At 37.6% G+C, this 22,225-nt stretch carries 22 protein-coding genes; 12 read left to right on the top strand and 10 right to left on the bottom strand.

The window, feature by feature from the left end:
- Window positions 1–6: 6 nt before the first annotated feature.
- Window positions 7–1,101 (bottom strand): carbohydrate kinase, encoded by a 1,095-nt coding sequence (locus U8D43_RS09915; protein WP_335871024.1) that lies wholly within the window; start codon window positions 1,099–1,101, stop codon window positions 7–9.
- 191 nt (window positions 1,102–1,292) lie between these two features.
- Between U8D43_RS09915 and U8D43_RS09910 the strand changes: the two genes are divergently transcribed.
- Window positions 1,293–2,762, top strand: coding sequence for a methyl-accepting chemotaxis protein (locus U8D43_RS09910; protein ID WP_335871023.1), 1,470 nt, complete (start codon window positions 1,293–1,295; stop codon window positions 2,760–2,762).
- Between the two features lie 35 nt (window positions 2,763–2,797).
- Here the strand turns inward: U8D43_RS09910 and U8D43_RS09905 are convergent, their stop codons facing one another.
- On the bottom strand, window positions 2,798–4,117 hold the full coding sequence (locus U8D43_RS09905) for an FAD-binding domain-containing protein (protein WP_335871022.1): 1,320 nt from the start codon (window positions 4,115–4,117) through the stop codon (window positions 2,798–2,800).
- Between the two features lie 976 nt (window positions 4,118–5,093).
- Here U8D43_RS09905 and U8D43_RS09900 point away from each other — a divergent pair.
- Complete coding sequence (locus tag U8D43_RS09900) at window positions 5,094–5,249, top strand: hypothetical protein (protein WP_335871021.1); 156 nt, start codon at window positions 5,094–5,096, stop codon at window positions 5,247–5,249.
- 389 nt (window positions 5,250–5,638) lie between these two features.
- On the opposite strand, the gene U8D43_RS09895 is transcribed toward U8D43_RS09900, so the two are convergent.
- From U8D43_RS09895 to U8D43_RS09885, 3 genes are all read right to left on the bottom strand, one after another.
- Window positions 5,639–6,022, bottom strand: coding sequence for a hypothetical protein (locus U8D43_RS09895; protein WP_335871020.1), 384 nt, complete (start codon window positions 6,020–6,022; stop codon window positions 5,639–5,641).
- A gap of 81 nt (window positions 6,023–6,103) precedes the next feature.
- Complete coding sequence (locus U8D43_RS09890) at window positions 6,104–7,774, bottom strand: acyl-CoA dehydrogenase family protein (protein ID WP_335871019.1); 1,671 nt, start codon at window positions 7,772–7,774, stop codon at window positions 6,104–6,106.
- Between the two features lie 53 nt (window positions 7,775–7,827).
- Window positions 7,828–8,187, bottom strand: coding sequence for a MerR family transcriptional regulator (locus tag U8D43_RS09885; RefSeq protein ID WP_335871018.1), 360 nt, complete (start codon window positions 8,185–8,187; stop codon window positions 7,828–7,830).
- Window positions 8,188–8,485: 298 nt separating this feature from the next.
- Here U8D43_RS09885 and U8D43_RS09880 point away from each other — a divergent pair, with 298 nt between their 5' ends.
- From U8D43_RS09880 to U8D43_RS09850, 7 genes are all read left to right on the top strand, one after another.
- Window positions 8,486–9,715 carry an aminopeptidase gene (locus U8D43_RS09880; protein ID WP_335871017.1) on the top strand — a complete coding sequence of 410 codons (1,230 nt, stop codon included), beginning with the start codon at window positions 8,486–8,488 and terminating at the stop codon, window positions 9,713–9,715.
- Between the two features lie 322 nt (window positions 9,716–10,037).
- Window positions 10,038–10,919 (top strand): BMP family lipoprotein, encoded by an 882-nt coding sequence (locus tag U8D43_RS09875; RefSeq protein WP_335871106.1) that lies wholly within the window; start codon window positions 10,038–10,040, stop codon window positions 10,917–10,919.
- A 13-nt stretch (window positions 10,920–10,932) separates the two neighbouring features.
- Entirely contained in the window at window positions 10,933–11,319 is a 387-nt protein-coding gene (locus U8D43_RS09870) for a hypothetical protein (RefSeq protein WP_335871016.1), read from the top strand.
- A gap of 36 nt (window positions 11,320–11,355) precedes the next feature.
- On the top strand, window positions 11,356–12,060 hold the full coding sequence (locus tag U8D43_RS09865; RefSeq protein ID WP_335871015.1) for a methyl-accepting chemotaxis protein: 705 nt from the start codon (window positions 11,356–11,358) through the stop codon (window positions 12,058–12,060).
- The gene (locus U8D43_RS09860; RefSeq protein WP_335871014.1) at window positions 11,999–12,490 is read left to right on the top strand and encodes a methyl-accepting chemotaxis protein; all 492 of its coding nucleotides are present in this window, start codon (window positions 11,999–12,001) and stop codon (window positions 12,488–12,490) included. The genes U8D43_RS09865 and U8D43_RS09860 overlap by 62 nt, the downstream gene beginning before the upstream one ends.
- A 323-nt stretch (window positions 12,491–12,813) precedes the next feature.
- On the top strand, window positions 12,814–13,821 hold the full coding sequence (gene mreBH, locus U8D43_RS09855) for a rod-share determining protein MreBH (protein ID WP_335871013.1): 1,008 nt from the start codon (window positions 12,814–12,816) through the stop codon (window positions 13,819–13,821).
- A 58-nt stretch (window positions 13,822–13,879) separates the two neighbouring features.
- Complete coding sequence (locus U8D43_RS09850; RefSeq protein ID WP_335871012.1) at window positions 13,880–14,044, top strand: hypothetical protein; 165 nt, start codon at window positions 13,880–13,882, stop codon at window positions 14,042–14,044.
- Between the two features lie 1,358 nt (window positions 14,045–15,402).
- Here the strand turns inward: U8D43_RS09850 and U8D43_RS09845 are convergent.
- The 4 genes from U8D43_RS09845 to U8D43_RS09830 form a co-directional block, all read right to left on the bottom strand.
- Window positions 15,403–16,077 (bottom strand): ABC transporter ATP-binding protein, encoded by a 675-nt coding sequence (locus tag U8D43_RS09845; RefSeq protein WP_335871011.1) that lies wholly within the window; start codon window positions 16,075–16,077, stop codon window positions 15,403–15,405.
- A gap of 1 nt (window position 16,078) precedes the next feature.
- Entirely contained in the window at window positions 16,079–17,113 is a 1,035-nt protein-coding gene (locus U8D43_RS09840; protein WP_335871010.1) for an ABC transporter permease, read from the bottom strand.
- Between the two features lie 233 nt (window positions 17,114–17,346).
- Entirely contained in the window at window positions 17,347–18,717 is a 1,371-nt protein-coding gene (locus U8D43_RS09835; protein WP_335871009.1) for a sensor histidine kinase, read from the bottom strand.
- A complete protein-coding gene (locus U8D43_RS09830; protein ID WP_335871008.1) occupies window positions 18,714–19,388 on the bottom strand; it encodes a response regulator transcription factor in 675 nt (224 codons plus the stop codon). Before U8D43_RS09830 ends, U8D43_RS09835 begins: the two co-directional genes overlap by 4 nt.
- A 73-nt stretch (window positions 19,389–19,461) precedes the next feature.
- Here U8D43_RS09830 and U8D43_RS20975 point away from each other — a divergent pair, with 73 nt between their 5' ends.
- The 3 genes from U8D43_RS20975 to U8D43_RS09820 all read left to right on the top strand — a co-directional run bounded on the left by U8D43_RS20975 (window position 19,462) and on the right by U8D43_RS09820 (window position 20,902).
- Complete coding sequence (locus tag U8D43_RS20975) at window positions 19,462–19,701, top strand: L-lactate permease (RefSeq protein ID WP_442893590.1); 240 nt, start codon at window positions 19,462–19,464, stop codon at window positions 19,699–19,701.
- 325 nt (window positions 19,702–20,026) lie between these two features.
- Window positions 20,027–20,356, top strand: a complete 330-nt coding sequence (locus U8D43_RS20970) for an L-lactate permease (RefSeq protein ID WP_442893589.1) — start codon at window positions 20,027–20,029, stop codon at window positions 20,354–20,356.
- A 294-nt stretch (window positions 20,357–20,650) separates the two neighbouring features.
- Window positions 20,651–20,902: a hypothetical protein gene (locus U8D43_RS09820; RefSeq protein ID WP_335871007.1), complete on the top strand. Its 252-nt coding sequence runs from the start codon at window positions 20,651–20,653 to the stop codon at window positions 20,900–20,902.
- 880 nt (window positions 20,903–21,782) lie between these two features.
- Here the strand turns inward: U8D43_RS09820 and U8D43_RS09815 are convergent.
- Window positions 21,783–22,223, bottom strand: coding sequence for an SRPBCC domain-containing protein (locus U8D43_RS09815; RefSeq protein ID WP_335871006.1), 441 nt, complete (start codon window positions 22,221–22,223; stop codon window positions 21,783–21,785).
- Window positions 22,224–22,225: the final 2 nt, after the last annotated feature.

The raw sequence follows: 22,225 nt of genomic DNA, 5'->3' as shown, positions 1-22,225 counted from the left end.
ACTCCCTTAGTAATACTGTTTATAGACTTTTTGTATATTGTCCTTACTCATTTTCCGTGAGACTGTATCAGTGCTTTGTAATGTTACATAGGAACAGGCCATCCCTAATTGTGCAGCTTTTTCTGCTTCTAGTTCATGTACATGACCATAAATGATTCCAGCAACCAAGGAATCACCTGCCCCTGTCACATCCTTTACTTCTATTGTGGGGGGGAGAATGACCGACGCATTTCCATCTCTCGTATAATAGATAATTCCTTTTTCTCCACGGCTAATGACCACTCGCTCCACACCACGATTAATCAATTTTTTTGCTGCAAGAAAGAAGTCGCTATCTTCAATTAATTTCGTATTTAAGAGCGACTCTGCTTCTTCGTGATTCGTGATTAACCAAGTGGTGCCCGTTAAATTCTCTGGTAGTTTTTTCACTTTTGGTGCTGATACCGGAGCAATTGTCACAGGAATTTTTTCATATTTGCATCGCCTAAGTATGTACCTAATGACCTCAGGTGAGAAGTTTGTATCCAGTAAAACCATTTCCGCTGAGGAAATGGTCCCCCACTTCTTTTCAAAATAAGTAGAATCTACATCATCGTAAATACCCATATCAGCAATGGCGACAAACATATCTCCACTATTGGTTAAAATAGCAGAATACGTTCCTGTCGTATGCTTAGGAAGGATCGAAACATGATCCATATTTACATACGGTTTGGTTTCGTCTATAAGCCATTTTCCTTCTGCATCATCACCCACGACACTCAAAAGAGAAACATTCATCCCTATGCGCCCCAGATTCTCGGAAATGTTTCTCGCAACACCTCCTGTAGATTGGAAAGAAGTTGCTGGATTGGATGTACCTTGTTGAAGCTCATTTTCCACCTGAAGTTTTCGGTCTACATTGGCTCCTCCAATACAGACTACACCTGTCTTTTTCGGTAATACGTAAGCCCTTCCAAGAATGAGTCCTTTTTTCATAAATGAGGATATATAGCCTGCTACTGCTGATCGAGATAAACCACTCAGTTCTGATAACTCATTTTGACTAATAAATGGATTATTTTCAATTAATTCCAACAATTGCTTCTCTTTGTCGTTCATATCGTCCCCCCTCGAAACATTTGTCTTTAGTATAAACTTTTGTTAATAATTAAACAATTGAATATTTTCAGGTAATTATGTATTTTCTTTGACTTTTTCTGATAATCAGCACTTTAAAGATTGAAATTTGTCATTTTGTGACGATATATAGATTAAGAGTGCAGATTTCCACTACAAAGGAGCCATAAAACATGACTTTAGATCAACTGATTACCCAGGATCGTACCAAAAAGAACGCATTAATGTTTTACACGTATTTATTATCACTTGTTTCCGCACTAATTTTTACAATTTTAAATGAAAGTCCAATCCAGACTATATCCATTTATGCGATTGAGCTTGTTGTGTTTATTCTGTTTTATGTTCTATTTCAATTTTTATTAAAGAAACCTATTTTCTTCCCGTACTTTAGCATTGTTATGATCTATGGAATGTGTATCACTTCTATTCTCCTAATAGGGGGATCTATGAATAACTTTTTCATTTTATTCTTTCTAGCTGTTTTTTCAACCGTTCACTTTAATCCGAGAATTTATGGCTTAGGACAGGGATTTGGAATTATTTCACTAGTTTTAAACAATATTTATGCGACAGAGAACTTGAGCGAAATATTCCCTTCAATCCTTCTTGTTTATAGCTTACTCGCAATTATTTTAGGAGTATTGATTCGCCAAAATGGTCGTCAATTCAGTCATTTGAAAGAATATATTGCAACAGCTGAAGCGGAAACGACTAAGAAGGATGAGCAAAAAACATTTCTCGAAAATGAACTCTCTTTAATCTCCTTCGGTATCTCAAACATTCACACACAAATTCAGAATCATCTAGTGTCACAAAATGAGATGAAAACCGCTGTGTCAGAAATTTCTGCAGGAAGTTTGACCCAAAGTGACCAAATTAATAGTATTGCTTCCATTTCAGAACTGACGATGGAAAAGATGAATGATTTGGCCAAAATGGCCGACGAGCTTTTCACTCATACAGGGGATGCGACTGATATCGCAACTTCAGGATCGGAGAAGGTTTCGGAGCTGAAAGGAAATATGTATGAGTTGAGTACTTTTATCCATGAATTAAGCGATACATTCACTGAGCTCACAAATAAAATTGAAGAAACAAATAGCTTTATCGGAAATATTCAAAATATCACTGAACAAACCAATTTACTTGCACTTAACGCTTCCATCGAAGCGGCTCGAGCTGGAGAAGCTGGAAGAGGATTCTCTATTGTGGCCGATGAAATCCGAAAGCTCGCCGAAATGACGAGCAATACAGCACAGCTCATTACAGTAAACCTTTCTTCTGTAAACATGGCCAATTCAAGTGCCTTAGAAAAGATGACTTTGAGTAATAGTAAATTAAATGAAAATCTCTTAACAACGGACCAAGTTGTCGGCTCTTTCACCAATCTTCGTGGAAAGTTATCCCTTATTCAAGGTCAATTCACCCAATTGGCAACAACTGTTAATGAAGTGAATGGCCGAACCGTAGATGCCGAGCTTTCTACAAAAGAACTTGCGGCTGTTTTTGAGCAAGCTTCAGCTGGATTAGAAGAAATTTCAGCCACAATCGAAACATTGAACGAAGACAACCAAGCAATTGCTCAATACGTAGAGGAAACTGTTCAGAGTGCTTCAAAAATCCAAGAAAAAATATCATAATTCCCACATAAAAAGGTGTCCATTTGGACACCTTTTTATATATCTAACGTCAGCTGACTTGAGTTTTCTCCCATTGATAAGTCTGTTTTCTTCTGAGAGGATCTTACCCTTTTGGCTTTCGAAAATTCTTTATGATAATCAAAGACTGGAGATGGATAATTAAGCGCAAAGAAACCCGGATATAACCATGGCTCGTGAGTATATTTAGCAGGAATTTGCTTTAATTCAATCACATGACGCTTAATAAACTCACCATGTGGATCTATTTTTTTCCCTGTTTTTATTGTATGCATGAGGGGTGAACGCTTAACATATTGATTCAACTTTGCCCAATGACTCGGAGGATCATAGTCTATGAGCATTTTGGCCAATGAGAACCCGATTTGCTCTTTTTGTAGTAGTAGAAAATGATGAGCAAACGAAACAACAATTTCTTTTAACTCTTCCTCTATATGACCCGTTTTTTGTAGCGACCTCATGATAGCATCAATAATTGGAAAACCCGTCTTTCCTTGCTCCCAATTAACCAATTCCTTTGAATCTATCTGCTTCTCTACTCTTTGTACAGGCTGTTCCATAGAAATTGAGCCTAAGTTACTTGTCGCAAGTAGCATTTCTCGAGCAAATAATTGCTCAAGAAATGGATGTACAGCTGAATCTTGACTAGACTGAACTTCACTTACTTTTTGCCAAATCATTCGAGAAGAAATATTTCCCCAAGCTAAATAAGAAGTGAGCCGATAAAAAAGATCCTCTGCTTTCAGACTCAATTTCAGGGTATCCTCAGCATTCTTCTCTCCCCCCTGCTCTCCAAAAACAATCAGTTCTCCTTGTAATAATTTTTCGAAGCGGAATAAACTCTTTACGTCTTCAAAAAAACCAATGGGTAGCTCTTTAGGCGAAAATATTTTTCTAGGAAGTGATTTTATAGGCTGGTTCATCTTCTCCAGCCATTGTTTCTTTCGCAGTTTTTCATATTGTTCAATCTCTGAATAATAAAAGCCTTTTTCCTGAATCCATTCTTTAACAAAAGCATTTCGGTGATTAAGTAAAGTAGATCCCCCCTCACAATAGGACCACAAATGAAATACCCCATATGTATGAGCAAGTAGAGACAATACTTCATTCATTTCACCAATGTAAAAAGCCAGTCGACCGCCTATATTTTCAAGCTGAATTTTTACATCTTCTAGTCCTTGAATAACAAATCGTAGCTGGCGCTTAGACATTCCAGAAGACTTCCAAACAGAAGGTTCAACCACGTATAAGATGAGTGTTTCCCCAGCTGAAGCTGCATCCAACAAAGGTTGATGATCTTTTAATCGCAGATCTCTTTTTAACCAAACAATATTCACCGTATCCGCTCCCTTAATGAGACAAAAAACGTTTAATGTACTTTATTCATACCATTTACACTCATTTTGTCAAGCCGCCTGTTACTAACATGCGTCTCTTTCACTATCACAATCGTCATAGATTTTAGCTTAAGACTGTTTTTTCTAATGATTTTTGCCCTTCTACCAGTCGAAAAACTGTAAGACAGCTTAGTTTCGAGACATCTTTCCGAAATTATTCTGATACAAACTCAGCAAAAAAGAATACCCCAAAGTTTTAGATACTATGGAACTAATGTATAGGAAGCCTCAAAATTCAATACTCTCGCCCCGAGAAGAAATATGTTTTCCGCTTTTTTACAACTTCATATCTTTATTCTACATTATTACAGGCCTTGATGATTTTTGTGCAGAGTTGCTTGGATTGGAAATCGACAGTGGAATGGAGGAATTAGTCAAAAGCAGATGAAATAGCCACAATGTAAACGAAGTCCATACTAAAATAGAGGAGTCTATCAGGACTACCCATTAAATCAATAGGAATCAGGAGCTAGACCCTGCTACCAATTAGTCAACGATAAATGAACCTCTTCTTATTTTTGAATTAGCGGAAGATTGATCATTCCCCTGCCCCTAAAGTGGTTATATCACTAATGTTCTTATTCCATTAAAGCGCACGATTCACGATGATTGAAATTCAAGGTAATGGTGTAAGCTGTGAATCACCTGCTCCTTTTTTTGGAGTACTGAGACTAACGGGATTGAATAACAATAAAATTAGGATCTATCTTCGCTTCCCCGTACCTAGTTCAAAAGCCTAGTAGTTATTAATACCAGTATTAAGCCCACTTGAAAAATAACCTTACTCTATTATTTATCCCGTTATACAAAAGAACCTCTACAAGATAAGCTAAGGAGATACTAAGAAAACAAAACACGCATATCAACATAATTTCAATTTTTATATCCATACTAATATCGAAAGGAGTCGATGGATATGGGCAGAGGTAAATCCTTTAACCACAAAAAGAAAAATCACCCAGGAAACTTTCCGGAAAATGCGATAGCAGAAAAACATGCCAAACAGAAAATAGAAGACCAAGAGTATCTTGTGACTCAAGAAGCGTTTAAAAACCGAGTCGATGGTGATTAGAGAATTGTGTTTAATATGTTGATCTTTGTTTAGAAAGCTACTTTTGTGAGGATATTGCTTTTCATAGCAGGAAGTAAACCGTAAAAAGATTGGTTTAGGGCATATTCTCGGAAGAAATCATTACCAAAATAAAGAATTCCATTGAGGTTAGTATTGAATAGCAACAATGGACACAAAAAGTATCCATTGTTGCTTTTTCATCATACTTTTGATTAAATCCTCCAATTCACTGTTGATTTCTATCAGAAATAGACGAAATGATGCCCAAAACAAAGCTATATTGTAGATGATCAACTGATCCGAAAAACAACAAGCTTTGCAAAAACAGCCTAATAAAAAGAAAAAATGACTTATGGGCAGCCTATTTTCTGCTCATAAGTCATTTTCTCTTACTTTGAATATTTAAATGTTAATAGGACGAACAGTAGAAAGCTGATTAATAATGTACTTCCGCCCGCAATATAAAATACCATCGTAAAGCTTTCCGCGAATTGAAATGGATTTACATTATAAAAATACATTCCCAGTGTCAGCCCAATTGATCCAAGAATAGCTGTCCATACATGTAAAAAAGCCAGTTTGGATTTTTTCGGTACATCATATAATCGATAATAGGTGGAAAAAGCAAATAAGCTTAACCAACCAACAACCAAAATATGAGCATGAATCGGACGAAACTCATAGGACCCTGCTCCAGCCATATGCGAGCCCATAAACGCTCCAATTAGCGCGTAAATTGCTGAAATTCTTAATAATAGTGTGGCGTGTGACAATTTTATCCCCCCGACTCAATCTTCCATCTATTTCAGCCTCATTATATAAGGGAATGATTCATTCGTCTAGGTTTAAACCGTTTATACCCCTTGATGTGCTTTATGCAGAACAATATCATCAAAGTATTGATGCCCTAACAATTTTTCATCTTTCCACTCTTCTTTCTGCCATGTATCACGAAGAAATACTTCTGCTACTTTTCGACTTCTTGGTGTTGAAATAACCTTTAATATTACTATGCTCTCATAAATATATGTCATCAATCTAGCTATTCTTTTGCAATGATAAGTCTGAACATCTTCTGAACTATTCATGCTGTATTCCGTTAGCTCCTTTAATTGCGCTAAACCGGAAATAACCTCTTTCCCTATTTGCTGTTGCTCAGTTGTTAAGTGTGAGTATTCTTTCTCCATTTTTTCAATAAACAAGGCATGGGCTTGATAACGGTTCATCAGTCTCAATACCTCTAAACCTAATACATTGGCGGTTCCTTCCCATACGGTTAGTACTTGTGCATCACGGAGTAAGCGAGGAGTAACAAAATCTTCAATATAGCCATTTCCACCATGCATTTCAATCGCTTCATGGGCAAAGTGAATCGATTGTTCAGCTGATTCTTTCTTCAATAAAGCAATCAAAAGGCGGTTCAATACTTTTTCTTCGTCTGTCGCTGAACTTCCTTTCTTCATAACTTTTTCAAATAATGAAATCAAGGAAAAAATTGCTCGTGTGTCAACTTCATGCTTCACAGACATCTTCACGAGTGATTCACGAATCATCGGATAGCTTGTAAGCCTCTTGCCAAACGCCTCTCTTTCCATTGCGTAGGTTTTCGCTTCCTCATACGCTCTTTTCATAATGCCGATAGAAGCGATTGCGTTGCAAACTCTTGATAAATTCAGTGCTTCCATCATATAGTGAATTCCTTTTGCAGCCTCTCCTACTAAATAAGCCTCCGATCCTTCAAATACAATTTCAGCAGAAGGAACCGCACGAACACCTAGTTTATCTTTCAAGCGCCGAATGGTGATTTGATTTACAGAACCGTTGTTGTTTCGCCACGGAACTGCGAATAAGCTCAAGCCTCTCGTTCCTTCTGCAGCTCCCTCTCTTCGTGCTAAAACCATCGCAACCCCACAAGCTCCTGCATTCGAGGCAAAATATTTTTCACCATATAACTGATACGAGCCGTTCTCCGTCAGTTTTGCACTCACAACATTGGCTCCGACATCAGAACCTCCTTGTCTTTCGGTTAAGAATGTCGCTCCCTCATATAGTTCAACTTCCCCCGTTGAAAGAATATGAGGTAAAAAGCGGTTCTTAACTTCGTCACTACCATAATGATCGAGCAGATAAGCGGTAGCCATCGTCAACGTAACGGGACAATAAAATCCTGGTTCTGATTGAGAAAGTAAGTATCCTTGCGCAAAAGAATAAGTATAGTTCCCTGTTCTCCCTAGCAATGGTATCGCCTTATGAATATACCCAACAATTCCTCGCTCATACGTATCACGAATCGTTTGTTTGTATCCTTCATTGAGCCATACCTCAGACACATCATTCCCAAAGCGATCATATTTTAGCAGTTTTGGCTGCCCTTCACGATCCGTATGTTTCGCTCGTTCATCTATCTCCGTACCACATAACTGACCGTATTCAGTTAGCTCTCCGTCCGCCCATTGAAAGAAATCATCCTCTAACTGATGTTTTAAAATGTCTTTTAATAGGGAATCATTTTGATAAAAATTCATATTTCTCTCTCCTCTCATTAATCAACACTCCAGGATGTTCTTTCTATGATGAGTTATTTTAATTGCCGCAGATGCTCTAGTCTTTCTTCCATTTCTCTTTTGATTTTGTCAAGCTCACTAATTCTGTTTGCAATTTGGCTTACTTTTTTTTCACCATATTGAATTGTTAGGTCGAGCTGTTGCTTCCCAGTTGGATCCTGATCAAAAAGTAAAACCATTTCCTTTATTTCGTCTAGACTAAATCCATATTTTTTTCCGCGAATGATAAGCTTCAGCCTCGTTACATCTTTCTTTCGGTAAATTCGTCTCCCGCTTTCTCGTTTTGGAGCAAGCAACTCTAACTCTTCGTAATACCGAAGGGTTCTTGATGAGAGAGAGAAATCTTTTGCTAATTGTGAAATCGTTTTTTCCATAGACACACCTTCTTTACATCCTATTTTATCATTGACGTTAACGTAAACTTCAACTGAATTTTTTGACTTGTAAAAAACTATTTTATGTTCAGTCATCTATGAATTTTTGTATATGGTCCGATTAACCTGAGGGAAATACTGGTCATACAAGTCCACTCACTGTCAATCAATAGGCTTATTCAATGGATTGAGGAATATATGGTTGAAGAAAGAATCCGAAAACTCAGAATCAAAAATTTGCATTCCTAGGTAGCCTTGATACAATGAGTAAGACTACATATTAAAGGAGAGGAAAAAAATGAATAATTTTCAACAAAATCTTGAGAAATACGCTGAGCTTGTCGTCAAAGTTGGCGTGAACATTCAAGAAAATCAAACCTTAATTGTGAATGCTACGATTGACTCAGCAGAATTTGTCCGATTAGTCGTAAAAAAAGCATACGAAGTCGGCGCAAAAAATGTGAACGTATTCTGGGGTGACGATGTTGTTTCACGCTATACATATGATTTAGCTCCTGATGAAGCATTTACTGAATTCCCTAAATGGCGTGCAAATGCCTTGGAAGAATACGCTAAAAACGGGGCTGCCTTCATGTCAGTTGTTTCTTCTTCACCGCAATTATTAAAGGGCGTGAATCCTGAACGGATTTCGAATTTCCAAAAAGCAGCCGGTGCTGCTATGAAAGAATACCGTCGCTTTATTCAATCAGATAAGGTAAGTTGGGCTGTTGTGGCTGCACCTTCAGAAGATTGGGCTAAACTTGTCTTCCCAAATGAAGACAATGACCAAGCTGTAGAAAAGCTTTGGGATGCGATTTTTAAAGCTGTCCGCGTCGACCAAGCTGATCCGGTCGTTGCTTGGAAAGAACATGATCAAGCTTTGCATCAAAAAGTCGATTATTTAAATGAAAAAAACTATCAAAAGCTTCATTACACAGCACCTGGTACTGATTTAACGATCGAACTTCCAAAGGGCCACCTATGGGTAGGAGCAGGGAGTGTCAATGAACAAGGACATACCTTTATGGCCAATATGCCAACAGAAGAAGTTTTCACTGTTCCACTAAAAACAGGAGTAAATGGCACAGTTTCTAGTACCAAGCCATTAAGCTATGGTGGGAATATTATCGATAACTTCACTGTTACGTTCGAAAACGGACGTATCGTGGACGTTAAGGCGGAGCAGGGCGAAGATATTCTAAAAAATCTTGTTGCGACAGACGAAGGCTCTCATTATTTGGGGGAAGTTGCTCTAGTTCCTCATCATTCACCAATCTCATCATCTAATGTTTTATTTTATAACACATTATTTGATGAAAATGCCTCCAATCATTTAGCCATTGGAAATGCCTATGCATTCTGTATAGAGGGTGGGAAAACAATGTCTCCAGAGGAACTAGATGAAAATGGTCTAAATTCAAGTATTACTCATGTTGACTTTATGATTGGTTCAGAAAAAATGAATATTGATGGAATTAAAGAAGATGAAACAAAGGAACCTATTTTCCGCAACGGAAACTGGGCATAAATTCATTAATTTTTCAGCCAGTTGAAGCTCTTGCTTCAACTGGCTTTTTCTGTGTTCTTATATTACAATCCCCCATTAAACCTTCACCTACAATTTGAAATTTCCACAATACTTTTTCTTCCAATATTCCTTTATTTTATCTAACAAAACAAGTTCTTCTGACGATATAACTATCGAAACACAATCTCACAACTTTTCAAATGACATTAGGAGGTACAACATGAAAAAAAATTATATATTGGTTATAATTTGTGGACTTTTGCTCCTAGGCGGATGCACCCCATCCTGATCACCACATTCAAAGCAGGAAAAAGAGTATAAAATTGGTATTTTACTATCCGATGTTGGATTAGGCGACGAGTCTTTTAATGACTCTGCTTTTCGAGGTCTGGAGAATGCACGAGATGAATTAGGTGTTCTCTTTGATTATAGAGAAGCTATAGACGGGAATAATGAAGGGCAGTTAGAAGAGCTCATCAAGCAAGAAAATGACCTTGTTATCAGCCTTGGCTTTGCCGTACAGGAGGCTTTAGAAAAAGTCGCACAGGAAAAGCCCGAGCAACGCTTTTTACTTATCGATGGAATCTCAGAGCTAGAAAACGTGACTTCTGTCTCTTTTATAGAGCATGAAGGAAGCTTTCTAGTTGGTATGGTTGCAGCCATGACCACTAGGACAAATAAAATAGGATTCATCGGCGGAGCCGATTTCCCTTTAATTCATAAATTTGAAGTCGGTTTTACACAAGGAGCAAAGTACGTCAATCCTGGAATTGAAGTTTTCACTGATTATGCAAACAATTTTGGAGACGCCGGATTAGGACGTACTATTACAAAAAAACAAATGAAGATTGGGGTTGATTTCATTTATCCTGCTGCTGGATATACTGGATTTGGAGCGCTTCAAGCCGCTCAAGATGCAAATGTATGGGGGGCAGGCGTTGATTCCGATCAATTTTTCATTGCTGAAAAAGCGGTGGTTACCTCGATGCTAAAAAATATTGACGTTGCTGTATATAATATTACAAAAGAATTATTAGAGACGGGAACACTTTCTCAATCCGTATATGAATTAGGACTAATTGAAAATGGGGTAGCTTTGGCACCGATTAGAGCTCACGAACTGTTACCTGAAGAAGTGAATTTAATAGAGTCAGCACGTGAAAAAATCATTTCTGGTAGCCTGACTGTACAGTCAACCAAGTAAAGGAGTTTCAACAATGACATTACGAAAAAGACTATTAATTATTGGCCTCGTACCTTTGATTCTTTCATCATTAATTATTATCTCGATGGTTGTTCAAATGAATAATGTTCATACCTCTGCCAAGGACGATGTAAAAGTCCTCTTAAATACAGAAGTACTAAAAGGTGATTTGAATATAACCAAGCAAACCCTATCCAACTATGCTCATAATCCTTCTGAAGCAAACAAAACAGAGGCATTAAATTTTTTAAAATTAGTAAATGAAGATATTCTCGCTTTAAAAGAAAAACTGACTGATCCAGTTCAAGCAACTCTATTAAGTAAAGTCGAAGGGAAATTTAATGACCTTAATTCTGCCACGAATAAGGCATTCAAAGAAGAAAATCAAGCAGAAATCTAGCGTCAATCCATCCGTTTCTCTGGTATCCTTAATGATATGTTTTTATTAGATAAAGAAGCCAAAGAATGGTACGAAGCATTAGTTGAACAAACCGAGCGAAAAATTGCCCTTATTATTACCATTTCAATTATTAGCATGGTTGTTCTTATCATCGTTTCTGCCAGTCTTTCATGGGTTCTATCAAGACGAATTGTTCGTCCACTGAACGAAGTTGTCAATCAAGCGGAAGAAGTTGCCTTTGGTAATTTAGCCGTTCAACTTGCCGATGATGTAAATGAGAATAGCCATTACGAAGTTGATAAATTAAAAATCGCCTTTAGAAACATGGTCGAAAATCTTCGTCAAACCGTTTCGTCTGTGGATGCCATTAGTGTAAAAGTCAATGAATTCTCTGACGAAGTTACCTATCAAATGAAAAATTTAAATGAAGGCAGTCAAAGTATATCTGAGGATATTCAATCAACTGCTTCGATGATGAATGATATGATGACAGAATTCGAAAAGAACCGCACGGAAAGTGAGAAATCATCTCAAGCAAGTAAGTATGCACTTGAATCCGTTGAACTAGGTCGACAGTCTGTTCAAAAACAACTTCAATTTGCCACCGAACTCTCTTCATCTCCCCAAAATATCAAAGGGGATGTTGAAAAATTCGCCCAATATACAGGTGAAATTGAGAATGCCGCTAAATCTGTTCGCGAAATTGCGGATCAAACCAACTTACTTGCCTGCAGCCCTTGAAGCTGGAAAAGGTTTCGCAGTGGTAGCGGAAGAAGTCAGAAAGCTTGCTGAGGATTCAAGTCGATCGACTCATTCGATTGCTACAATGGTAAACAATATTAAGAATGGGATTTCAAACATTGTTGCTTCTACTGAAACGGGACATCATTTAACAAAACAACAAGTAGAATCAATGAGTGAAACCGAGAGTGCATTTGAAAACATCTCTACTCAAGTATCTGATATCTACAGTCAAATAAACTCCTTAAGTGCAGGGATGAACACTTCAAATAAGATGACATTAGAGGTCATCTCGGCAGTTACCGAAGAAACAGCAGCGGGAACAGAGGAGATTTCAGCATCTACCGAAGAACAACTACGTGCGTTTAAACAATTGGACGAACGGATTCATACCTTAAATAGCATGACCGCCGAAATGAAAAAAGGTTAGATCGTTTCACACTTTAAACAAAACCACCTTGGCAAGGTGGTTTTGTTTTGTTTCATACAAATCAGTACCCCATTCACAAGTCTAAGAAATTTACTAAACCAAATAAAATATTTTTACAAACAGATTAAGTAAATATTACAACCAAACCTACTTTTGGACCGCTTTCCTTACGTTATCAAGGTATTCAGGCGTTTTTTGCTTCTTCACTCTTGTAACAATTCTTTTTGCGTAAAATTATCCAATTGATTGACGGTCATATAATCAGGGTACCGGGTAGAAACAATATAAAGATAGTCTATTTTTACACTTGGAGGAAACATATTATGTTTGGAAATACAGAATTAGGAATCGACTTAGGCACGGCAAATATTCTTGTTTATAGCAAAACAAAAGGTATTATCTTTAATGAACCTTCCGTCGTAGCGATTAATACAAAAACGAATGAAGTACTAGCCGTCGGACATGACGCTAAGCATATGATTGGAAAAACCCCTGCACACGTTCAAGCAATCCGTCCGTTGAGAAATGGAGTAATAGCAAATTTCCAGGTTACTACCGAAATGATAAAATTAATTATGAAAAGAGTCGGCAAAATAGTAGGCTTTAATTTTAGAAAACCGGACCTTGTCATTTGTACCCCGTCAGGAGCAACATCAGTCGAGAGAAGAGCAATTGAAGACGCCTTTAAAGTAGCAGGAGCTAGAAGTGTCACATTGATCGAAGAAACACTTGCTTCTGCAATAGGAGCAGATCTTCCTGTCGATGAACCAATTGCAAATGCTGTGATTGATATTGGTGGAGGAACGACAGAAGTAGCAATCCTCTCCTACGGGGGCGTAGTTGACTGTAATTCCATTAGAGTAGGCGGAGACCAAATGGATGAGGACATCATTCAATTCGTTAGAAAAAAGTACAATGTTTTGATTGGCGAAAGAACCGCTGAAGAAATCAAAAAAGAAATAGGTTATGCACTAGTCGATCATGAGGAACAATTCATCGACATTCGAGGTCGTGATTTAGTTTCCGGATTACCTAAAACCATTACCTTGTCTTCTTATGAAATTCAAGGAGCGCTTAAAGAATCATTATTAAATATACTCGATACAGCCAAGACAGCTTTAGAAAATTGTCCACCAGAACTAAGTGGTGACATCGTCGATCGCGGAATCGTCCTAACCGGAGGAGGAGCATTAATTAACGGGATACAAGAATGGTTTCAAAAAGAAATCATCGTCCCCATTCACATTGCACCGAACCCACTAGAATCAGTGGCAATCGGAACAGGAAAATCCCTATCCATCATAACCAGACTACAAAAAGCCATAAAGTAACAAGAAAAGCGAAAGTGGCTCGCTTTGAGGCGGCAGGCAAATGAAGAGCTCGTAGGTGATGCCTGCATCACTGGAGAGTTATTCATTTGACCCGAGCCTCAGAGCCACTGTAGCTGAATCACGAAAAGCAGAAGTGGCTCGCCCAGCAGCGGCGGGCAAATGTTATCCAACGGAGAAGGTCCTGACCTTTGGAGTTGGATGTTATTTGTCCCATAGCTGCTAGCCACTGCAGCTGGATCATGAAAAGCAGAAGTGGCTGCCCAGGGACGGCAGACATCTGGCAGTACACGCAGTGAAGCCTGCTCATTTAAGCCGCCATAGAACCAGTTTATACCAGGTAACGAGGAGAAACAGAAACAAAAGTAATAACAACGCAAATCGAGTATGTAATCGCCAAGATTATATACTCGATTTTTTATTATTGCACTAAGTTCAAAAATTTATGGAAGAGAGCCGTAAAGAAAATAAGCTAATTGCCAGAAAAACATTCGAAATGATTCGAACAAATCACCCGAAGTCATTCTAATTCAATATTTAGGTTCTTATGCGAAAAGCAACTTTCTTTTTGCACACAGCCTTTTTAAAAACAGATTTCGTAGTTATTATAGACATAAATATAATGATCACTTCGTAACAGTATTTATTTTCAAAAATGAGTATGCCGTTAGCTCAGAAAGACTCACTGTTTCAGTTGATATAAGATTCTCTTCCTGACTTGCAATATCGTTGAACTTTCAATTTCAAACTAGGTTATAGATTTCCGCTCCAGGCACTCGCTTTCCGCGGGGCGGGCGGTGAGCCTCCATGGAAGGTTCCGTTCCAGTGGGTACGGAACCCGGGTGCCGTTCCAGTAGGTACGGCACCTGGGTCTCACCTGTCCCGCTAATCCCGCAGGACATTGAAAGAGCATCTAGAATTCACATCGCACGAAGGAAATGACACGTCATTTTCGAGGAGTCGAGTGCCTTCCGCTCCAATTTTTTAAGTATACAAATTAGTAAAGGCTTATATAAGGTCCTAGTTCTCGTAGATTTTCATTCGCATTAAGTCCATAGGTTGAAAGAAATAGACTATCCATCGGTCTCTTAAAGGGGGGATGTACAATCAAAGTTTTACTTCTTTCAATTCATATTCAGAAGGATCATACTTTCCTTTCTCACAAGTAACTCAAACCTATCTTACTTGAGTCTTGGTAACATTGTCAGCAGTATCTATCAAAATAACGAATCGCTTCCTGAAGTAAATCATAGAAATAATTGAATTTGTCTTCTTTTTTGAACAAAGTTAATCCAATTGGAGTCATGTACCATTTCTGTGAATGATGGTGCAGCTATCGGATTTCCATTTCGATTCCAAGTGTGACTTGATAAGTGTTTTTTAGCTGTGCTAACGGATTCACTACAAGTTCGATAAAATGAAAAACTTTTATTAAAGCGATTAAATAAACTTGTTCATAGTAAACTTCTTCAAGTACTAGACTAGCATTGCTTTCGTCAACAATCTGGACATCTTTTTGGACATCCTTACAAAATTCTGAGCAAAAGGGATACTCATTTTTTCAAATAAAAAAAATTTCAGGCTTCACTTCACCAATCCGTCATTCATTTTAACAATACAATCAGCATAAGAATACATTTCTTCGTCATGCGTTACCATCAATGTTGTTATGTTCAATGTTTTGGTTAAATTTTGGATTAATTTCATAATCTCTTTAGATTTCTTTGAGTCTAAGCTTGCAGTCGGTTCATCTGCAAATAACATTTTGGGTTTATGAATGATTGCTCGAGCAATCGCAACACGCTGCTTCTCCCCACCAGACAAGGAAGATGGGTAGGAATCTTTTCGGTGCCACATACCGATTGATTTTAGAAGATTGACAATTTCTATTCTTTGCTCACTTTTCTTTAATTTTGAATCAGAGACATCAAACATGAGCATCAGTTGTTCTTCTACTGTGAGAAAAGGAACGAGATGCGCAGACTGAAACACGAAACCGAAATCACTTGCTCTTATTTTACGTACTTGCTCTTGACTCATTGCAGTCAAATTTTTTCCTTCGAATCGTATTTCTCCGTCTGATGCAGATTGAAGTCCTGCTGCAATTGTCAGAAGCGTACTTTTACCTGAGCCAGAAGCACCCACTAACGCTATGATTTCTCCTTTTTCAAAAGAAAGATTAACTCCCTTCAATACCTCTTCCTTCACGTTACCATTGGTAAACGTTTTTCTAATTTCTTTAATGGTAAAAATTGACATGTTAAACCTCTCCTTGTTGAATCGCTTTCAACGGTTCAACCTTTTTGATTTGGATACCTGAAAATGTTGCCCCTATAAATCCAATAATTAGGAAGACAATTGACAAGCGGATAGATGATTCAACTGTTAAACTGAAAGGCATTCCTTCAGGTGCAATCACATTAAAACCTTGACTGAAGGCAATAGATAAACCAAGTGAAATGATAGAAATAATAAACATTTGAATCCACATCATTTTGAACAGAGCACTCGTTTTTACACCTATTGCTTTTAGAATGCCATACAACCCAATTTTTTGAACATTCAACATGTAGAAGAAGATAGCAAACAACATCCCGCTAATAACTACTAAAAACCACACAATCATATTTAGGGACAATTGCTCAGCATTGTAACTAGGAATGGTATTAAGAAACTGTTTATCCGAGAAAGACTCTAATCCTGTAACAGCTGGAACTTCATTCCCTTCAGGAACAAAAACCATTTGCATTTCATTCACCCTATACATTTCTTTGTAGTTCTCTATGTTGATAAAAGCGACAGGTGCATGGCTGTATTTTTTTTGATCAACAAAACCTTTGACAGTAAACTCACCACTCAATTGGTTGTTCGTTAAAGTATCTCCGACTTTAATACCTGCGTCTGCCAATGAGCGATTCAGTATGATTTCCCCATCTTTGACATCTTTGAATAATTTTGAATCGGTTGAACTGACAAAAGCGACGCTTCGTTGTTTGTCGTAACCATCATTCAAAAAGCCCATTTGAATGGAGAGCGCTACTGCATCCTTATGTTCGGTCAACATTTTGTCTTGGACATTACGCTCTATTCTGGACAAATTGTACGTTCCATCTGCATCGGCATTCAGATAAAATTGACCATCTGGAAAATCTTTAATCAACCCAGCATTATCTTGTGATAACCCATTCGCCAACCCCGAAATAATAAACGTTAGAAAACTAATGAGAAAAATGATTGAACCAAGTATCATAAATCTTAGTTTACTCTTCCTAATTTCTTTCAATGCCATGTTCATAAAGATTCCTCCGTTTTTGATATCTTAATTCAATACAGCTTGAGTGAACGCAAGATGCACAAAAAATTATATTTTTGTTTGTTGTTTAGGTTATTTAACTACGTATCGAACCATGTTTCTTTCAAACGGTTCATCAAATTTGGAACCAAAAACATCCCCGCCAAATGGCTGCAATTAAAAATGCTCACAACCCTAGAATAGGCTGTGAACATGAACGGAAGGTTAACTTTCCTTTACAATATAGGAATTTTTACTTGAACGGTGGTATATTCAGCGAGGACACTTGAAATTTCAACGGTTCCCTTATGTAAATCAATGACTTCTTTAACAATGGAGAGGCCTAATCCAGATCCCTTTACTGAGCGCGTACGTGCCTGATCAGCTCGGTAAAATCGTTCAAATGCGTGCTTAGTATCCATTACTGACATGCCGACACCTTCATCTTGGATATTCAAAATCATATATTCAGAGGTGGATGTCATCCGAACTTCAATTAATCCACCATGATCACTGTATTTAATAGCGTTGGTCAGTAGATTCTCCCAAACCGTTTGAAGAAGAACCGCATTTCCTTTAAGGCATATAGGTTCCAACTGAACCGAAATTCCAATATCCTTTTCATCGAATGCATAACGAAGGTGGGAAAGAGTGTCCCGCAACTGTTGATCGATAAAGACTTCATCAACAAGATCGGCTGATTCCGCGTCAAAAGATGCCAAAGTTAACAATTGTTTAGTCAGTAATGACATGCGGGTTGTTTCTTCTTGAATAACGCTGGAATACTTCACTTTTTCTTTCTCACTGATGTCGTTTTTCTGAAGTAAAGGCAAATAGATACGTATCGTATGGAGCGGCGACTGGATATCGTGTGAAACGTTATGAACAAACTCTTTACGCTTTAGAATGGAGCGCTCAATTTGAGCCCGCATTTTTAAAAACTGATCAGCTAAACGACCAATTTCATCCTTTCTATTAATAGATAGCGGAACATCGAACGTTTCATCTCCCATCTTCTCTGTTGCTTCTGTCAATTTTGTAATCGGTTGAATCAACAGGCGTGCAACTATCAACATACCGATAAAGCTTAAGATAATAATACCCACAGCTAGTCCGCCAAATAATAGATGGAGCTCTTGGAAAAGAAGTTTAATATTCGGACGCAAAAAGAGAGCATTTCGCTCACCATCAATTTCTATAGGCACACCTACTGTATTCTTTAATTCATTCGAAAAAAAACCAGTGACAAAGGTTTCTAACGGAAAATCACGGATTCCATTAAAAATCTTCCCATTTAGTACTCGTTGAACGTTCGAATCACTGATCGTCTCATCACGGAATTCCCCTCCATACCGGTTCACATTATCACCATCTGTAATGTAAAGTTGATAGCCCGCCCCACCAAGCAGATTAAGGGTTTCTTCAACTTGAATTGACTCTTTTCCATCTAAGTATTTGGCGAAAGAAATAGCGATGGCCATGTTTTTTTCGTTATTTTCAACTTTCAAATATTGATGATAATAGGTATTCATTGTGAAAAAGGCTATCATACTGCTGACTAACATTGTCGCAAAAGTAAACCAAATAAACTTGACATAAAGACTCATTTGACCACCTCAATTTTGTAGCCAACACCCCTTATAGTTCTAATTTGTACATCTGGGGCGAATCGTTGTAAGCGTTGCCTTAGTCGTTTAATATGAACATTCACAGTTTGTTCAAGTCCTTGAAAATCAATTCCCCAAATGCGTTCGATTATTAATTCCCTGCTAAGCACTTGTCGGGGATTTGACGCAAGAAGTGACAACAGCTCAAACTCCTTTAGCGGGATCAGCAGAGTTCCTTTCGATGATCGCACTTCATAGCTTTTAAGGTCAATTACAAGAGAACCAATGGCTAATAAGTGGTCCTCTGGATGATTATACCGGCGCAAAACCGCTTTTATCCGGTACAATAGTTCTTTTGCCTCAAATGGTTTTACGATATAATCATCAGAACCAGCTAAGAAGCCACGCTCTTTGTCTTCAATATGATGCCGTGCTGTAAGCAAGATAACCGGTAGATTATTATGGGAACGTAGAATTTTTGTTAGTTCAAACCCATCGATGCCTGGCATCATAACATCTACTACTGCTAAATCCACCGATTCGGTTTCCAGAATCAATAAAGCTCTATCCCCAGATGTAGTTTCAATCACACTATAGCCTGATTGTCTAAGTTCCTTTCCCACAAAGTTCAACATATGGATATCATCATCAACTACTAATATCTTAAACAAATAAATCATCCTCTTTCCCTAAGCCTTACAGATTCTTTGGAATCAATCGTTTTGAACTCTCTTTTTATGGGCTCTGATCGCATGCTTTGTTGCTCTAGCATATAAAAAAGAGATTATCTCAGCTTGGTCACCATTTTATATTTTAACGGGGTTTATCATTGTTTGGAGTCTGCCATTCTTCAAAGGTTTATTCACCTTAGGAGGTCCATTGAACAGCACAACTCTGCTTTTCCCAATAATATTTATTAAACTCATGAAACGAGAACCACCAATGATTTTATGGATTAAAATGATCTGTGTTTTGTTTGAGTAAATTCAGAATTTGTAGGATTTTTTCACTTTCATTACCTACACCCTTCCTAATTATACCCGAACGGAAGTAAATGTACGAACGTTTGTTTCGGCTTGTGTGTTGAACATTTGAGATGGCAAAGTCCTTCCTTTGTTCGAGGCGAGAATACCCCACTTACTCAATGGGCTTCGCCCTCCTCATTCCTTGAAGGTAAAGGTATTCTCGCCTATCTTAGATAAAAACTTACAACAAGAAATCATTAAATAGAAATCAACAATGAAGTAGAGGATTTAGTCAAAAATCAGATGAAATAGTCACAATGGATACGCAAAGAGCCTTCTAAAGCATCAATAAGAGAGAGGGGTTCACTACGCTACTAGAGACCGGTAAAGAATTTTCAGTTTCAATTTTCACTGTCTGCATTATTTTAGGATTTTCCTTTATTGCTAACTATTCAGGAATATCACCTTATCTAGGTCTAGTCCTTGTTAAAACGGGTGTCTTATTTCCCTCTGTTTCTCCCATTCTTGGCTTGGTAGAAGTATTTTTCACTCGATCTGTTGTTTCAAACAATGCCCTATTTGAAAATTTACAACCTGTCACTGAAAGTCAGATTGGCATGGGTTCTTCCTTATTAATCGCCTCTAATTCTAGTGGTGGCGTCCGTCGTCGCTAAGCTTATCTCACCTCAATTGGTTGCCGTTGTGACTACGGCCGTTCAAAAATGGGGTCAGTAGTTGCCTTGTTTAAAATGACGATTAAATATAGCATGGTCTTTCTTTTATATTTCAGTGTGGTTACGTACATATTATCATTATTATTTGTAAAATTATCCCTTTAACTACATCCTATCAGCTATAAAAGGGGTTTGATTGTTATGTTAGAACTAAATTGACTAGTATGAGTATGAAAGTTTAGATTTTTTGGAAGAGTAATAATACAGCACAATCTAATTTAAGTAGGTGAATCAATGAAGGCGAAACAGTTAGAGGAAATGTTTGATTATTATGGTTACGATGATTTATATCAGCGCTTAAAATATCCCATATCCATAAGCGGAATTCTTGAGGAAGTAGAGGAAGATCAATTAGAAGATTTTTTTCAGGAGTTCTCCTTCGATGAACGGCCCCTTTTCTTTGATGAATTTAAATATTGGATTTCTCTCTTTTTAATGTATCGGAAGAACTTCCATCCTGAAATGCTTGATAATGATCATCATTAAACACAGTTTTCTCAAGGCTGTTGTCGCAAAGCTTGTTGCTTTTCGAACCAGTCTATAAACGGTGACATAGCTGTTGGATTAAAACAAAGTTTAATTGTTTTGAAGAAAGTCGTACCGTTTATAAAAAAGATGCGATGTCTTGAAAAAAGTTAAACCGTTTTAGAAGGTGAACATTTAAGCAAACTTTGCTGTATGAAGATATATGAAAATTTTTGATTCAACTTTTTTATAAAAATTGTACACTAATTCACAATAAAAGAAGCCATTTTGATCAATCTTTTTTCAAATTGGCTTCTTTTTGTTAGCGATATTATTAAGGTTTATTAGTTGTTTTGATCAAACTTTATTCCAAACCAACAATAGCTTTGTTTCGGGTATCATTTACGAAACGCCCTAGTCCTAGCCACTGCAGCTAGATCTGTCTATTTTTGATGGAAATAAACTGTGAAATGGGCGATTTAATCAAAAATCAGATGAAATAGCCAAATGTGTACGAAAAGAGCCTTTCTCAAAGATTATTGTTCTTTCCGCAGGTTTACACCGCAGTAAAAATCTTTGAGAGTAACTTGTCTCATATTCCAGAACGGAATCACTGAAAAAATGAAAGATTCCCTTGATGAGTGAATGAAACCGCAACAATGTATACGTAAAAATCCTAGAAGCTCGGCAGTTACAATGAGAGCGCTGAAAAAGTACCATTATTGAGAAAAAGAAGCCCGGAACCTACTATATATTGGTTTTTGGCTTTTTTGTTTTTTCTATTTTGATAGAAATCCCCAGAAAAAAAGGGACGTTTTCATTACCCTTAGCATAAAGTCCGTAGGTTTGTACTTTGGACTTGAAAAATTATGCTACACAAAGATAAGTGTGTAAGATTTTTTTATCCTTTAGCAAATGCGCCCATTCTCAGATTGACCCCATCTTCTTGGTAGGCTTTTAAGCAAGTAACCATATGAACCCATCCTGTTGTCTGTTGTCCATACCTTTGGATTCCTTGCTCATTTGCCTCCCAACCACTTTCTTCAATGGTTACAATTGTTTCAGAATTTCCATCTCTTGTAAACGAAATGTGTACGGTTGTCTCCACGCCGCTTGCGGACCATTGAAAAGAAATTACTTTATTTTTTTCAACCTTTTGAACGTTTATTTTATGTTCAGCGTTAAAATCCGCCCAAGTCCAGGTAACCGGCTTGCCCTCATCTAAACGAGCTGTTCCAGAAGTAATAAAGTACCTCGACATTTTTTTTGGATCAACGATACTCTCATATACTTCTTCTATTGGTTTAAGAATTCTCATTTCCACGTGTGCTTGAAGCTTCATTC

Origin of the sequence: Bacillus sp. 2205SS5-2 (genome assembly GCF_037024155.1) — a bacterium.
Taxonomy (GTDB): domain Bacteria; phylum Bacillota; class Bacilli; order Bacillales; family Bacillaceae_K; genus Bacillus_CI.
This window is presented reverse-complemented; position numbering and strand designations above follow the sequence as displayed.